This is a genomic window from Embleya sp. NPDC020886 (assembly GCF_044333915.1).
GTDB lineage: Bacteria > Actinomycetota > Actinomycetes > Streptomycetales > Streptomycetaceae > Embleya.
On sequence record NZ_JBIRRX010000001.1, the window covers coordinates 1,182,875 to 1,198,207 of the forward strand.

General features: G+C 70.8%; 13 protein-coding genes. 7 read left to right on the forward strand and 6 right to left on the reverse strand.

Annotated features, from left to right (window positions below; all coding sequences use genetic code 11):
- Positions 1 to 34: 34 nt before the first annotated feature.
- From ACH4U8_RS04900 to ACH4U8_RS04910, 3 genes are all read left to right on the forward strand, one after another.
- Positions 35 to 601 carry a CGNR zinc finger domain-containing protein gene (locus ACH4U8_RS04900; protein WP_360319380.1) on the forward strand — a complete coding sequence of 189 codons (567 nt, stop codon included), beginning with the start codon at positions 35 to 37 and terminating at the stop codon, positions 599 to 601.
- 260 nt (positions 602 to 861) lie between these two features.
- Positions 862 to 1,305 (forward strand): anti-sigma regulatory factor, encoded by a 444-nt coding sequence (locus ACH4U8_RS04905; RefSeq protein WP_379992481.1) that lies wholly within the window; start codon positions 862 to 864, stop codon positions 1,303 to 1,305.
- A 92-nt stretch (positions 1,306 to 1,397) separates the two neighbouring features.
- Positions 1,398 to 2,291 carry an RNA polymerase sigma factor SigF gene (locus ACH4U8_RS04910; RefSeq protein WP_379992483.1) on the forward strand — a complete coding sequence of 298 codons (894 nt, stop codon included), beginning with the start codon at positions 1,398 to 1,400 and terminating at the stop codon, positions 2,289 to 2,291.
- An 86-nt stretch (positions 2,292 to 2,377) separates the two neighbouring features.
- On the opposite strand, the gene ACH4U8_RS04915 is transcribed toward ACH4U8_RS04910, so the two are convergent.
- Positions 2,378 to 2,812, reverse strand: a complete 435-nt coding sequence (locus tag ACH4U8_RS04915) for a hypothetical protein (protein ID WP_360319374.1) — start codon at positions 2,810 to 2,812, stop codon at positions 2,378 to 2,380.
- 94 nt (positions 2,813 to 2,906) lie between these two features.
- Here ACH4U8_RS04915 and ACH4U8_RS04920 point away from each other — a divergent pair, with 94 nt between their 5' ends.
- Both ACH4U8_RS04920 and ACH4U8_RS04925 read left to right on the forward strand, forming a co-directional pair.
- Positions 2,907 to 3,836, forward strand: coding sequence for a diacylglycerol/lipid kinase family protein (locus ACH4U8_RS04920; RefSeq protein WP_395775835.1), 930 nt, complete (start codon positions 2,907 to 2,909; stop codon positions 3,834 to 3,836).
- Positions 3,837 to 4,151: 315 nt separating this feature from the next.
- Positions 4,152 to 4,406, forward strand: a complete 255-nt coding sequence (locus tag ACH4U8_RS04925; protein WP_020557388.1) for a WhiB family transcriptional regulator — start codon at positions 4,152 to 4,154, stop codon at positions 4,404 to 4,406.
- 186 nt (positions 4,407 to 4,592) lie between these two features.
- On the opposite strand, the gene ACH4U8_RS04930 is transcribed toward ACH4U8_RS04925, so the two are convergent.
- Entirely contained in the window at positions 4,593 to 6,062 is a 1,470-nt protein-coding gene (locus tag ACH4U8_RS04930) for a histidine kinase N-terminal domain-containing protein (RefSeq protein ID WP_360319370.1), read from the reverse strand.
- Positions 6,063 to 6,140: 78 nt separating this feature from the next.
- On the opposite strand from ACH4U8_RS04930, the gene ACH4U8_RS04935 reads away from it, so the two are divergent.
- Both ACH4U8_RS04935 and nagA read left to right on the forward strand, forming a co-directional pair.
- Positions 6,141 to 7,319: an 8-amino-7-oxononanoate synthase gene (locus ACH4U8_RS04935; RefSeq protein ID WP_360319368.1), complete on the forward strand. Its 1,179-nt coding sequence runs from the start codon at positions 6,141 to 6,143 to the stop codon at positions 7,317 to 7,319.
- Between the two features lie 224 nt (positions 7,320 to 7,543).
- Positions 7,544 to 8,698, forward strand: coding sequence for an N-acetylglucosamine-6-phosphate deacetylase (gene nagA, locus ACH4U8_RS04940; protein WP_395775836.1), 1,155 nt, complete (start codon positions 7,544 to 7,546; stop codon positions 8,696 to 8,698).
- 1,922 nt (positions 8,699 to 10,620) lie between these two features.
- Here the strand turns inward: nagA and ACH4U8_RS04945 are convergent.
- The 4 genes from ACH4U8_RS04945 to ACH4U8_RS04960 form a co-directional block, all read right to left on the reverse strand.
- The gene (locus ACH4U8_RS04945) at positions 10,621 to 11,691 is read right to left on the reverse strand and encodes an SIS domain-containing protein (protein WP_360324307.1); all 1,071 of its coding nucleotides are present in this window, start codon (positions 11,689 to 11,691) and stop codon (positions 10,621 to 10,623) included.
- A gap of 349 nt (positions 11,692 to 12,040) precedes the next feature.
- Positions 12,041 to 13,507: a glycoside hydrolase family 3 protein gene (locus ACH4U8_RS04950; protein WP_395775837.1), complete on the reverse strand. Its 1,467-nt coding sequence runs from the start codon at positions 13,505 to 13,507 to the stop codon at positions 12,041 to 12,043.
- A 6-nt stretch (positions 13,508 to 13,513) separates the two neighbouring features.
- Positions 13,514 to 14,347 (reverse strand): carbohydrate ABC transporter permease, encoded by an 834-nt coding sequence (locus ACH4U8_RS04955; RefSeq protein WP_395775838.1) that lies wholly within the window; start codon positions 14,345 to 14,347, stop codon positions 13,514 to 13,516.
- Positions 14,344 to 15,324, reverse strand: coding sequence for a carbohydrate ABC transporter permease (locus tag ACH4U8_RS04960; protein ID WP_395775839.1), 981 nt, complete (start codon positions 15,322 to 15,324; stop codon positions 14,344 to 14,346). Before ACH4U8_RS04960 ends, ACH4U8_RS04955 begins: the two co-directional genes overlap by 4 nt.
- Between the last annotated feature and the right edge of the window lie 9 nt (positions 15,325 to 15,333).

Genomic DNA, 15,333 nt, shown 5'->3' on the forward strand with positions numbered 1-15,333 from the left:
GGTCGGGCCGGCGACCGCGACCGAAGGACAGTCGTTGGATCTCTCCGCCTACGCCGAGCACGCGGTCCGGCTGGTCAACACCGAGCAGCCCGCACGCGGCGAGGACCTGCTGCGCTCCCCCGAGGACGTACTCGCGCTGATCGCACCCGTTCGGCGCATCCCTCCCCGGGTGACGGACGCCGACGTGAGTCGGCTGCGCTCGGTGCGCACCCGGCTGCGGGCGGTCTTCGCGGACGCCGCGGCCGACCGCGAGGCGGACGCCGTCGCCACCCTCAACGGCCTGCTCGCCGAATTCCCCGTGCACCCGCGACTGACCGGCCACGACGCGAGCCCGTGGCATCTGCACCTGGCGGGCGACGCGGTGGGCGCGGCCGAGGGTTTCGCCGCGATAGCCGCCATGGGCCTGGCCGTTCGGCTGAGCGCGCACGGCATCGACCGACTGGGCGTGTGCCGGGCCGCACCGTGCCGGAACGTCTTCCTGGACATGTCCGCAAATCGCTCCCGCCGGCACTGCTCGGATCGGTGCGCCTCGCGGACGAACGTGGCGCTGCATCGGGCCAGAATTCGGGCCCGAGACCCGGAATCGGAGCGACATACCTGACATTTGCGGGTTGGCGGCCGACGGACTGTGGCACATGTACATGGACGGCACGATCTCGCAGTGCGAAATTACCAAAGTCGGGTACACTACGTACTCGTCAAATCACATATCGTGACGTACCGTTCGGGTAGACAGTCGCCTCGCTCGTTCCCGCACCCGTTCCCGCATCGGTGACGACAGTTGTCGGCCGGCGCGGTAGCGTCGCTGGGGTTCCCCCCGACATCGGTGGTGACCGCCCGGCGGCCACCCACAGCAGCACCTTGGAGGTGAGGGTGTCCCAGCGATCCGCACACACGGCGGACGAAGCCGGCACCGGACAGCGGGACTTCGTCGAGGTCCGACTGCCTGCCGAAGGTGCCTATCTCTCCGTTCTGCGCACCGCGACGGCGGGCCTCGCGGCCCGCCTCGACTTCACCCTGGACGAGATCGAAGACCTGCGCATCGCGGTCGACGAGGCGTGCGCGATGTTGCTCGACCAGGCGGTGGCCGGCGGAGTGCTCTCCTGCGTGTTCAACCTGGTGGGCGACGCGTTGCACGTCACCGTGTCCGCGCCGACCACGGACGGCCGAACACCCGCGCGCGACACGTTCGCCTGGACCGTCCTGTCGGCGCTGGCCGGCGAGGTGGACGCGACGGTGAGCGAGGACAAGGTGGTCAGCATCAGCCTGCACAAGAAGCGCGGTGGCGGGCCGGAGCAGACGTGAGCAGTGGTGTCGAAGGCGCGGCCAACGAACCGCAGCCGAGCGCGGCCTCACCCGACGAGGCCGCCGGGCGCGGCCGAGGGGAGGGTGAGGGCATGGTGAGCGACGCGAGCATGACGATGGACGGTGGCGTCGAGGCGACCGGGCCGGACAAGCCGGCACAACCTGCCGGATCCGCCGGGCCCACGGGACCGGCGGTGCCGAACCGGCGACGCGCCGGTTCCGAACGCCACGCCCACGACCGGGAGATCGCGCGCGGCCTGTTCGCGCAACTCGCGGTGCTCGAATCGGACCCGCCCGCGCGGGCCGCGGTGCGCGATCGACTGGTGGAGATGCATCTGCCGCTGGTCGAGCACCTGGCCCGCCGGTTCCGCAATCGCGGCGAGCCGTTGGACGACCTGATCCAGGTGGCCACCATCGGCCTGATCAAGTCGGTGGACCGATTCGACTCGGATCGTGGGGTCGAGTTCTCGACCTACGCGACGCCGACCATCGTCGGCGAGATCAAGCGGCACTTCCGGGACAAGGGCTGGGCGGTGCGGGTGCCGCGCCGACTCCAGGAGCTGCGCCTCGCGCTGACCTCGGCCACCGCCGAGCTCTCCCAGCGCAACGGCCGTTCCCCCACCGTCGCCGAGCTCGCCGTGCAACTGGGGATCTCCGAGGAGGAAGTGCTCGAGGGCCTCGAATCGGCCAACGCCTACAGCACGCTCTCGCTGGACGTACCGGACACCGACGACGACTCGCCGGCCGTCGCCGACACGCTGGGCGCCGAGGACGACGCGCTCGAGGGCGTGGAGTACCGCGAATCGCTCAAGCCGCTCCTGGAGCAGTTGCCGCCGCGCGAGAAGAAGATCCTGCTGCTGCGCTTCTTCGGCAACATGACCCAGTCCCAGATCGCGCAGGAGGTCGGCATCTCGCAGATGCACGTCTCGCGACTGCTCGCGCGCACCCTCGCACAGTTGCGCGAGCGGTTGCTCGTCGAGGAGTAGCCCGCGGCCACGACGAGGGCCCCGGACCGAGGTCGGTCCGGGGCCCTCGTCGCCGCGCGGCGCGGCCGAAAGCTACGGGCGGCGACTCAGGCCCGATGGGCCTGGTGGCGCGCTTCGAGCGCGTTGTACATGCCGGGTGTCGCAAGGACGCCGATGGTGACCACACCCACGATCATGGTCAGGATGCCGATCACGAGCTGATCGGCCTTGATCAGGTACCACCCCATGCCGACCACGATCAGGTTGGCGGTGATCGCCGGCGATCGGCTCCAGCGCCGGCCGCGCAGCATGCCCACGAACGCGGCGACTATCCCGGCGGCGAGGATCAGCAGGTAGATGCCGATCGCGACGCCCTCCGACGCGTTGGTCGGATGGCCGAACTCGCTGCGGAAGGTCAGATAGAGGGAGTATCCGAGGAGTGCGAACGCCTCGACACCGACCACCGCGGTGCAGATGCGCCAGGTGAGGGGGAGGACCCCGGCGGGGCCCGACTGGTCCTGGGCGGAAGGGCTCTCGGTCACCCCAAGACTGTAACCGGGGCCGGCGCCCGGGCGATCCATGGGCGCCCCGCCCGGACCCATGGGAGCCCTACCCGTCGGTAGATACGCTGGTGGCATGCGCGCCCTTCTCGTGGTGAACCCCAAGGCCACGACCACCAGCGAACGCACCAGGGACGTCCTGGCGCACGCGCTCGCCGGCGACCTCAAGCTCGACGTGGTCGCCACCGAGCATCGGGGGCACGCCACGGAACTGGCCCGACAGGCCGCGGACGACGGCCTCGATCTGGTGATCGCGCTGGGCGGCGACGGCACGGCCAACGAGGTGGCCAACGGACTGCTCGCCGCCGGCCCGGCCCCCTCGCTGCCGGCGGTGGCGGTGGTCCCGGGCGGCAGCACCAACGTGTTCGCGCGCTCGCTCGGGATGCCCAACGATCCGGTCGAGGCGACCGGCCTGCTGTTGGAGGCGCTGCGCGCGGGTCGCAGTCGGGAGATCGGACTGGGCCTGGCCGACGAGCGCTGGTTCCTGTTCTGCGCCGGCATCGGATTCGACGCCGAGGTGGTCGGCCGGGTGGAGGAGCGTCGGGCCGGCGGTCGGCGCGCGACGCCGGGTCTGTACGTACGGTCCGCGTTGCGCCGGTTCTACGGCGGGCGGGACTCCCGCAGACACGGGACGCTGACGCTGGAGGTGCCCGGCGCGGAGCCGATCGAGGGAATCTGCCTCGGGATAGTGCAGAACACGGTGCCGTGGACGTTTTTGCACGACCGGCCGCTGAATCCGTGCCCACAAGCGTCATATGACACCGGATTGGACCTCTTCGCGCTCACCCGGATGTCAACACTGCCCACATTGCGCCATCTGGCCCGGATGCTGGGCTCCACGGGTAATGCTCCACATGGGCGTCACGTCGTGTCCCTGCACGACTGCGATGCGTTCACTCTTCGGACTGAAGAACCTGTTTCCCTTCAGGTCGATGGGGACCATCTGGGAGAACATCGGAGTGTGACCTTCCGGGGGGTTCCCCGTGCACTGCGTGTGATTGTGTGAGTGGAAGGGCCTTTTGGCCTTTCACTCGAACGCAAATACCGGGTTCACCCCTTCGATGTAGTGGTGTGACCTAGTCGACACCGATGATTTAAAAAATCCTGGCCCAAGGGGGTTGTATCGGCGGCCGAGGTTTGTAAGGCTCTACGAGGCGGCAGGGACGTGGCCGAAAGGTCATCTTCACCGCCCGAATCCACTGCCAAACCTGGGGACCGACTTCGTCGGCCCCTTGCTTGTCGGGGGGTTCGTGAAAGCGTTCACATTCACAAGCCACAGCGGGGCCGGAAGCCCCCGCTGACCCACGAGGAGTTGGACCGCATGGACTGGCGCCACGTTGCTGCCTGCCGTGACGAAGACCCGGAGCTGTTCTTCCCGATCGGCAACACCGGTCCCGCTCTGCTTCAGATCGAGGAGGCGAAGGCGGTCTGCCGCCGTTGCCCCGTGATGGAGCAGTGCCTGGGCTGGGCTCTCGAGTCCGGTCAGGACGCGGGTGTGTGGGGCGGTCTGAGCGAGGACGAGCGTCGCGCTCTCAAGCGCCGCGCCGCCCGCAACCGTGCCCGTGCCTCCGCCTGATCGACCGACAGGCTGAACACTCCGGGAACTTGATCACCGGAAACACTTGATCATCGGAAACACCAAAGCTTTGCCGCAGTTGCCCCGCCAAGGTCCGATCGGACCAGGGCGGGGCAACTGCTTTTCCACGTACGGAAGTTTCCCGGCGTCGCGAAATCGGGCCGGTGGGCCCGAATGCGATCGGGCTCAGCGGCGCTGGCGGATTTGCAGGTCCAGGGTGACGATCGTGCCGCCGGCCGGATTGGGCACCATGTCGAAACGGCCCGCGAGTTCGCTGCCGACCAGGGTGCGCACGATCTGCAGACCGAGGTTGCCGGAGACCTGCGGATCGAAATCGGCCGGCAGGCCGATCCCGTCGTCGGTGACGGTGATGAGCAGGCGTTCCGCGCGGCGTTCGGCGTGCACCTCCAGGGTGCCCGCCCGGTCGGTGTAGCCGGGGTCCTCGAACGCGTGCTCCAGGGCGTTCTGCAGCAGCTCGGTGAGCACCATCGCCAACGGCGTCGCGGTCTCCGCGATCAGTTCGCCGAAGTTGCCGTGTCGGGCGGTGCGCACCCGCACCGAGGACGCGGCGACCTCGGTGACCATGGACAACACCCGGTCGGCGATCTCGTCGAAGTCCACCCGCTCGTCCAGCGTCTGGGACAACGTCTCGTGCACGATCGCGATCGAGCCGACCCGGCGGACCGCCTCCTCCAGCGCGGCCCGGGCCTGCGGCGCGTCCATCCGGCGGGCCTGCAGGCGCAGCAGCGCGGCCACCGTCTGCAGGTTGTTCTTCACCCGGTGGTGGATCTCCCGGATGGTGGCGTCCTTGGTGATCAGCTCGCGCTCGCGCCGGCGCAGCTCGGTCACGTCGCGCAGGAGCATGATCGCGCCGATCCGCTGCCCGCGCGGCTTGAGCGGGATCGCGCGCAGTTGCACCACCGCCGCGGGCGTCTCCACCTCGGTCTCGCGCGGGGCCCAGCCGCTGGCGACCGCGGAGATGGCCTCGTCCACCGGGCCCTCGTGCGGCGCCAGTTCGGCGGTGATCCGGCCGAGGTGGCAACCGACCAGGTCGGAGGTCAGGCCGAGGCGGTGGTAGGCGGAGAGCGCGTTGGGGCTGGCGTACTGCACGATGCCGTCCGCGTCGAGGCGGATCAGGCCGTCGCCCACGCGCGGCGACGCGTCCATGTCGAGCAGTTCGCCGGCGTGCGGAAACGTCCCTGCGGCGATCATCTGCGCGAGATCCGCGGCGCTCTGGAGGTAGGTCAATTCCAGCCGGCTGGGCGTGCGGGCGGTCAGCAGGTTGGTGTTGCGCGCGATCACGCCGATCACCCGGCCCTCCCGGGAGACCGGGATCGCCTCGACCCGCACCGGTACGTCGTCGCGCCACTCCGGGTCGCCCTCGCGCACGATCCGGCCCTCGTCCAGCGCCGCGTCCAGCATCGGCCGCCGCCCGCGCGGGACGAAGTCGCCGACCAGGTCGTCCTGATGCGAGGTGGCGCCGGTGTTCGGCCGCATCTGCGCGACCGCGACGTACTGCCCGTCGCTGGTCGGCACCCACAACACCAGGTCCGCGAAGGACAGGTCGGCGAGCAGTTGCCACTCGGACACCAGCAGGTGCAGCCACTCCAGGTCGGCGGTGGGCAGCGCGCCGTGACGGCGGACGAGATCGTTCATGGAGGGCACACGCGCAGCGTACTTTCCACCACGCCTGCGATCCTGGCCGCCCCACTTCGCCGCACCTGTGAGGTATCGATGTCCACCCAATCGCCCACCCCCCGGCAGCCGCTCGGCGGCGGCGGTCATCCGCTCGACTGGCTGGACATCCGCGAGAAGCAGCGGATCGAGGCCGGTCTGCGCCGCCGGCTGCGGCCGCGCGCGGCGACGGCTGGCGGGTTGGATCTGGCCGGAAACGACTACCTGGGCCTGTCCCGCGACGAGCGGGTGATCGAGGCGACCGTACGCGCGGTGCGCACGTGGGGCGGCGGGTCGACCGGGTCGCGGCTGGTGACCGGGTCCACCGAGTTGCACGCCGAATTGGAGGCGGAGCTGGCCGACCACATGGGCGCCGAGGCGGCGCTGGTGTTCTCCTCCGGATACCTGGCCAATCTCGGGGTGATCGCCGGGCTGGTCGGCAAGGGCGGCCTGGTCGTCTCGGACGCGATCAACCACGCGTCGATCGTGGACGCGTGCCGGCTTTCCCGGGCCCGGGTGGCGATCACCGGGCACCGGGACGTGGCGGCGGTGGCCCGGGTGCTCGCGGAACGGGCCGAGGAACGCGCCCTGGTGGTCGTGGACGCGGTCTTCTCGGTCGATGGGGACATCGCCCCACTCGCCGAGCTTGCGGCCGTCACACGGCGATACGGCGCCGTCCTGCTCGTGGACGAGGCACACGGGCTCGGCGTGGTGGGTCCGGGCGGCCGGGGCGCGGTCCACGCGGCCGGGCTCGCGGGGGCGGACGACGTGGTGCTGACCGCGACGTTGTCCAAGGCGCTGGGCTCGCAGGGCGGTGCGGTGCTCGGGCCCGCCCGGGTGATCGAGCATCTGGTCGACGCGGCGCGGCCGTTCATCTTCGACACGGGGTTGGCGCCGGCCTGCGTGGCGGCGGCGCTGGCGGCGTTGCGGATCCTGCGCGCGCAGCCGGGGCTGGCCGACGCGGTACGGGCGAACGCCCGCGCGCTCTCGGCGGGCGCTCGGGAGGCGGGCCTGCGGGTGACCGAGCCCGAGGGCGCGGTGGCGTCGGTGCTCATCGGCGAGGCACAACTCGCCTTCGACACCGCGGCGCGCTGCGCCGAGGCCGGCGTCCTGGTCGGCTGCTTCCGACCGCCGTCGGTGCCGGACGGCATCTCCCGACTGCGGCTGGCGGCCCGCGCGGACCTGACGTCGGCCGACCTGTCGCGGGCCCTGTCGGTGCTGCGGTCCGCCACCGGCTGAGGTCCGGCCTGCCCTCCCCCCGCCCCCGGCGCGTTCCCCCGGGCCTTCCTTCGGTTCGCCATCACCCGCCCCGATAACCACCGATATACGTGGCATGTCCCTCGACATTGGTCTAGACAACTAGGATTGGTCTGAACCAAAATGGGCGACGGCCTCCCGGCCCGCACCGGGAGGCCGCCGAACGCTCGGCCGCGTAGCGGTCCCGCAGGGAAGGAAGGGCACGCGTGGCCGGCATTGGGGCACCTCGCGTGCTTGTGGACGGGGCGCTCGTCGGCCCGGCCGAAGTGGGTGTGGAGCAGGGGCGGATCATCGGCGTGACCGAGGGCCCCGGCGGTCCCGACACCATCCGACTGCCGCACGGTGTACTCACCCCGGGTCTGATCGACATCCAGCTCAACGGCGCGTTCGGACACGACTTCGTGGCCGCCGACGCGACCGCGTGGCGCGAGGTCGCCGCGAAGCTCCCGTCGACCGGGGTCACCGCGTTCTGCCCGACCTTCATCACCGGCGACCTGGACACGCTCACCGCGGCCCTCGTGCGGGCCGCCGAACTGCGCGCCAAGTTCGCCCTGGAGCCCATCGCGCGCGACCTGGGCGTGCACCTGGAGGGGCCGTTCCTGTCCCCGGCCCGGGTCGGCACCCACCCGCCGCAGTACCTGCGTGAGCCCACCCCCGAGCTGGTCGACCGCCTGCTGCTGGACGACGCGGTCCGCGAGGCACTCACCCTGATCACCCTGGCACCCGAACTTCCCGGTGCGCTCGAGGCCATTCGGCGCATCGTCGCCACGGGGATCCGAGTCTCGGCCGGACACACGGACGCGACCGCCGCCGAGATGTCCGCCGCCGCGGACGCGGGCGCGACCATGGTCACCCACCTGTTCAACGCGCAACGCGGTCTGGGCCACCGCGAACCGGGCGTGGTCGGCGCGGCGTTGAGCGACCCGCGGCTGACCCCCGGCCTGATCGCGGACCTGCACCACGTGGTGGGCCCGGTCTGCTCGCTGGTCCTGCGCGTCGCCGGCGAGCGCACCGCCCTGGTCACCGACGCGATGGCCGCCGCGGGCATGCCCCCGGGCCGCTACCGCCTCGGCGACGTCGACGTGACCCTGGTCGAGGGCGACGTCCCGCGCAACCTGGACGGCACGATCGCCGGCTCCGCCCTGACCCTGGACCTCGCCGTCCGCAACCTGATCGCCCTGGGCAACCCCCCGGCCCGAGTCCTCACCTGCGCCACCCGAGTCCCCGCCGACGCCCTCGGCCGCCCCGACCTGGGCCGCCTCTCCCCCGGCACCGCCGCCGACCTGGTCTGGTGGAGCGACGACTGGCAAATCCTGAAGACCTGGGTAGGCGGCGTGGTCGCCTACGAGGCCAACATCTGACACACGAACCCGAACGGGCGAGCGCCGCGACGGGGCTTCACGGCGTGGCTGGGTCGCGAGCCGGCCCGACACGCGCCCGGCGTCGAGCCCGAGAGCCGAACCCCACACCCGAGCCGGCGTCGCAAACGCAGCGAGCCGGACTCCACGCCTGAGCCGGGGGTCGCGAGCGCAGCGAGCCGGAAGGCCCCGGTCGCGAGCCGAACCCGGCATCCGGGCCTGGGTCGTGAGCTGAGTGAGCGGGTGGGGGGCTTTCGGCGATGCAGCGTTGCTTCTTGTTGGGCGCCTTCGGCGCCGGCTCGCGAGGCACCACTTTTTTGTTCCGTCGCAGGCTCCTCCACAAAAAAGTGGCCCCTCGCTCGTGACTTCGTGTCCCTGCGCTTCGCTCCGGGCCACGAAGTCTTTGTTTTGCGGCTCCGCCGCTCTCCGCGCTGCGCGCGTCGATCACGAGGTCTCGCCTGCCTCGGGGGCGCTGACGCGCCGGGCCGCAGCCACACTCGGCGGCCCCGGGGAAGGCGCCACTCGCACCGCAACCAACGCGCCAAATCCCGAGCGGCCATGCCAGGGGTGGCCGGTCCGAGGAGGCCGCGTGCGCTGCCGTCACGCCCACCCGCGTCTTGGAGCCGATGCGTCGGACCGCAGCCGGAGTCGGCGACAGGGACAGGGACAGGCCAACTCCTCGCCGAGCGGCACCACCCGACCGCCGGCCACACAGGTTCGGAGTAGGCCACGTCGGCCGCATCCTCCACCAACGCGGCGCGCAGTGGAACGTCGGCTGCGGCAAGGCGTGGCGCCTTCCCCGGCCGCCGACTCCGGCTGCGGTTCGGCCCGTCGACGCCCCCGACAACGAGCAGGCGTCACAACAAGCACACCCTGCCCACCCCCACCGCCCCCGACATGGCCAACCGCCGGTTGGCGGTTCGGCTTCGATGCGAGTGGCGCCTTCCCCGGGGCCGCCGAGTGTGGCTGCGGCCCGGCGCGTCAGCGCCCCCGACCTGGGCGAGACCTCGTGATCGACGCGCGAAGCGCGGAGAGCGGCGGAGCCGCAGAACGTTGACTTCGTGGCCCGGAGCGAAGCGCAGGGACACGAAGTCACGAGCGAGGGGCCACTTTTTTGTGGAGGAGCCTGCGACGGAGCAAAAAAGTGGTGCCTCGCGAGCCGGCGCCGAAGGCGCCCAACTAGAAGCAACGCTGCATCGCCGAAAGCCGCCCACCCGCTCACTCAGCTCACGACCCAGGCCCGGGTGCAGGGTCGGGCTTGCGACCGGGGCCACCGGCTCACCGCGCTCACGACCCCGGCCCGGGAGTCAGGCTGGGCTCGCATCTCAGGCTTCTCGGCTCGCTGCGCTCACGATCCCGGCCCGGGTGTGGGGTTGAACTCGCGACCGGGGCTTTCCGGCTCGCCGCGCTCACAACCCGGCCCGGGAGTCGGGCCTCTCGGCCCGCTGCGCTCACGACCCCGGCCCACGTGTCGGGTTCGACTCGCCACCCCGGTTCACCGGCCCGCTGCGCTCACGACCCCGGCCCATGTGTGAGGTCAAGCTCACGTCTCGGGCCTCTTGGCCCTCTGCGCTCACGACCCCGCCCCGGGCGTCAGGCCCGACGTGCGACCGCAGCCCACCCGCCCGCTCCGCTCACGCCCCCGGGTCCGTTGTTCGGCTCGGTTCGGCGACCCCGGCCTCGGGCCCGCCGTACGACCCAGGCCCACCGACCCACTCGCCGCCCCGCCCCGGCTTGCGACTCGCCCCCGCCCCGAGCCGGGGGCTCACCCCCTCCGGAGCCGACGCCCAAGGCGCCTGACAAGAACCAACGCCACGCCTACGACCACCGCCCACCCGCTCGCCGCACCCGCGACCCAGGCCCGCCCCCATCGCGAGGCCGTCCACGCGCAGAACGCGGCGTCAGCCGGCGCCCAAAACGCACCGTCAGTGCGTCTCCGTGACCTTCGCCAGTGCCCGCGGGGCGTCCGGGTCGAGGCCGCGGGCCATGGTGACCTCGTACGCCAAGAGTTGGAGCGGGATGATCTCCAGGATCGGCTGGACCTCCTCGGCCACGCCCTCCGGGAGGACGAAGCCGGCCGATGCGCGGCCGACCTGGTCGGCGGTGCCGATCACCATCAGGTCCGCGCCGCGGCCGCGCAGCCGCTCCAGGACGGGCTGGAGCGCGTCGCCGCCCTTGCCGTCGGGGACGACCGCGATCACCGGGCTGACGTTGTCGACCATGGCCAGGGGACCGTGCAGCAGGTCCGCGCCGGAGAACGACTGGGCCGGGATGTAGCTGGTCTCCATGATCTTGAGCGCGGCCTCGCGCGCCGTCGGGTAGCCGTAGCCGCGCGAGGTGATCACCAGGCGCTGTGCGAAGCGGTATCGCTGGGCCAGCTCGGCGACCTCGTGTCCGCGGTCCAGGATGTCCTGGGCCAGCGCGGGCAGCAGGTCGGCCGGCGACGTGTCGCCGCCGCGCAGGCCCTCGACGAACAGGTACAGCGCGAGCAGCTCCGCGGTGTACGTCTTCGTCGCCGGCAGCGCCTTCTCCGGGCCCGCGAGCACGTCGATGTGGAACTCGGAGACGGCCGCCAGGGCCGAATTCGGGTTGTTGGTCACCGCGAGGGTGATCGCGCCCGCCTTGCGGGCCGCCTCGGTGGAGGCCACCAGGTCGGGCGAGCCGCCCGACTGGGAGACGGTCACGACCAGGCAGTCGGTCAGGTCCGGCTCCGCGCCGTAGGCGGTGGTCGTCGACATCGAGGTGAGCCCGGCCGGCTTGCCCAGCAGCACCTCGATCAGGTACTTCGCGTACAACGCGGCGTTGTCGCTGGTGCCGCGCGCCGTCAGCAGCACGAAGCGCGGGTTCCGGGCGGCGATCTCGGCCGCGATGGCCCGGATCGTCGGAGCGCCCTCGGCCAGGATCCGGCGCAGGACGGCAGGCTGCTCCGCCATCTCGGCGGACATGATGGTGCCCCGGTCGGGTCCCAGGACGTCACGGTCGTCGGTGGCGGACATGGTGCGGCCTTCCGTTGAATTTCTTGCCGATTGCAGCATTGCCAGGTTGAGAAAATTGCGGGGTCGAGACGAAGCGACGGCGACGAGGCGACAGCGGTGCAGGGCGACCGGGCGAGGCGACGGCATCGCGAGCCGTCACGGGTCGAGGCGGATTCTCGCCGCCCCACCCCTACCCCGCCCACTCCAGTGTCCGACCCTCCGATGTCGGCCCGGTTCACAACGCCCGGACGCACCGTGTCGAACGCATTCACAACGTCCGGACGCATCGCCCCACCAGGCCCACCAGATCCACCGTCCCTACCCGACCCACCGGGTCGCCCCGGCAGCCGTCATCCCGCCATCCGGCCGGTCACCCCAACCGTCGCCCCGTCAAGAGTTCGGCGGCCGCGATGCCGCAGACCGTGGCGGCGCCGTGCGTGGCGAGGTGGGCGGCGCCCGGAGTGGCAGCTCCGGGGATGCCCATCTCGACCACGACGGCGTCCGGCCGCGCGGCGAGCAGGCTCGCCGCTATTTCGCCGGCCCACGCGTGGTGGTCCAGATTGCGGACCACCAGGACCAGGGGGCGGTCGGTCGCCGCGCGTAGCACGTCGTCGACGAGCTGCGGTTCGGCGGTCCGGGCCCGGGTGACGGTGGTGCCGGGCAGTGCCTCGGTCAGGACCGGGGCGATGCCCCACGGGGTCTGTTCGCCGACCGCGATGTTGGCGGTGGGCGAGAGTTCGACCACGTGCGCGGGGGTGGTGATCGGTACGACCGTGCCGGTCACCCGGACCGCGCGGCGGGCCGCGTCCAGGCCGAGCGCGTAGTCGACCGGTTCGGCCGCGCCGACCTTGGCCCAGGTGGCCAGTTCGTGGACCCGGGCCGCGGCGTCGACCAGCCGCTCCTCGGCGAGCCGGCCCTCGCGGACCGCGGTCACCAGCGCGTCGCGCAGGTGCAGCACGGTCTCCTCGTCGCACAGCCCGCCGCCCACGCACACCGCGTCGACGCCGGCCGCGATCGCGCGCACGGTGCCGTCGGCGATGCCGTAGGTGTCGGCTATCGCGCCCATCTCGATCGCGTCGGTGACGATCAGGCCGGTGTAGCCCATTTCCTTGCGCAGCAGCCCGGTCATGATCGTCCGGGACAACGTCGCGGGGAACTCGGTGTCGTAGGCCGGCAGCACGATGTGCGCGCTCATGATCGCCTTGCTGCCCGCCGCGATGCTCGCGTGGAACGGGACCAGTTCGCGCGCGGCCAGCGTCTCGCGCGAGGCGTCCACGCGCGGCAGCCCGTGGTGCGAGTCCATCGCGGTGTCGCCGTGACCGGGGAAGTGCTTGACGCACGCGGCCACCCCGGCCGACTGCAGGCCGGTCACGTACGCGGCGGTGTGCCGGGCGACCAGTTCGGGATCGGCCCCGAAGGACCGCACCCCGATGATCGGGTTGTCCGGGTTGGAGTTCACGTCGGCCGACGGCGCCCAGTTGAGGTTGACCCCGCACGCGGCCAGCTCACGGCCGAGCCCGCGCGCGACCGCCTCGGTGGTCGCGGTGTCGTCCACCACGCCCAGCGCCAGGTTGCCCGGCCAGCGGCTGCCGGTGTTCACGTGGATGCGGGTGACGTCGCCACCCTCCTCGTCGATCGCGACGACGAGGTCGGGGTTCTCCCGACGCAGTTCCTCGGTCAGTGCGGTGACCTGCTCGGGGGTCGCGATGTTGCGACCGAACAGGCCCACCGAACCCAGCCCGCCGGCGATGTGGTGGCGCAGCCAGCCGGGCGCGGTCAGGCCGTCGAATCCGGGCTGCAGGACGGCGAGCGCCAGGCGCTCGAGACGTTCGGACATGGTCGATCAGCCCTTTACCGCGCCGGAGGTGAGCCCGCCGGTGACCTTGCCCTGCAACACCAGGAAGATCGCAAGAACCGGAAGCATGAACAGGGTCGAGGCGGCCATGATGGCGCCCCAGTCGATGGTGATTCCGTTGCTGAACGAGTTGAGCCAGGTCGGCAGCGTGCGCTGCTCCGGCCGGTTCAGCAGCAGCGCGTTGGCGAACGCGAACTCGTTCCACGCGGTGATGAAGCCGAACAGCGACGTGGACAGCAGGCCCGGGGCCAACAGCGGGAAGACGATCTTGCGGAACGCGGTGAACCGCGAACAGCCGTCCACCCGGGCGGCCTCCTCCAGCTCGACCGGGATGCCGCCGAGGAAGCCGCGCAGGGTCACGATCGAGAACGGCAACGTCATCACGAAGTAGATCGCGGTGAGCATCGGCAGCGAGTCGAGCAGGTCGTTGTCCCGCGCGATCAGGTACATCGGGATCATCAGCGCTTCCCACGGCGCCATCTGGGCGATGAACACCATCAGGATGAAGGGCGCCCGGCCCTTCCACTGCATCCGGGCCACCGCGAACGCGGCGAAGCACGCGACGACCAGGGCCAGCAGCACGCCGACGCCCGCGACCAGCAGGCTGTTGCGCCAGTAGTCCCAGAAGTGCGGCTGGTCGACGGCGGTCTTGAAGTTGTCCATCGAGATCGAACTCGGGATGAACTTCGGCGTCGCCGACTGGATGTCCTTGGCCGGCTTGAACGCGGTGAGGACCATCCAGTAGACCGGGAAGATCGACACGGCGAAGACCAGCAGCGCCGCGATGTTGAGCGGAATCCGCTTCAGGGTGCGCGCCTTCACTTGTCGGCCTCCCGTTCCTGCTTGAACATCTGGCGGAAGTAGAAGACGAGCATGATCGCGAGGAGCACCACGGTGATCGTGGAGATCGCCCCGGCCATGTCGAACAACTTGGCCGACATACCTTGTTGGTAGGCGTACACGGGCAGTGTGCGCACCTCGTTGATCGGCCCGTTCTCCCCCGCGATCGCCCAGATCTGGGCGAAGGACTTGAAGATCCAGATCACTTCCAGCGAGGCCACCAGCCCGAAGATCGGGCGCAGCATCGGGAAGGTGATCGAGCGGAAGATCCGTACCGGACCCGCGCCGTCCAGCCGTGCCGACTCGTAGATGTCGCTGGAGACGGTGGTCAGACCGGCGTACAGGGTCAGCGTCGCGAACGGGATCGACTGCCACACGATGAGCAGGGTGACCACCGTCAGGGTGGAGCCCGCGTGCCCGAACCACGTGTAGCCCTCGTAGTCGAAGCCGAGCTTGACCAACGCCCAGTTGACCACGCCGTTGTCCGAGCGGAAGAGCCACTTGAAGATCGTGGTGGCGGCGATGACCGGGGTCGCCCAGGCGGCGGCCAGACCGATCAGCACCACGATCCGCATGGTCTTGCCGAGCTTCATCAGCATCAGCGCGCAGAGCGTGGAGATCACCATGACCGCCACCACGTTGACCGCGGTGAAATAGAACGTGCGGCGGGTGACTTCCCAGAACTCGCTGTCCTTGAGGACTTCCTGGTAATTCTCCCAGCCGACGTATTCGGCCGACCTCGAGATGAGCTGCTTGAAGCGGTAATGCTGGAACGACAACATGACGTTCCGGACCACCGGATAGAACAGCAGGAAGACGATCCCGAGGATCGCGGGCGCGACAAGAAGGTATGGGGTGACCGACTTGACGATCCCCGACGGCTTGCGTGGGGGCTTCGTTGCGCGTCTGACGCCGACGGGCGCCTGGTTGCGCGGGGGCTGCGTAGGTGTCGCGACCACCGCATCTGC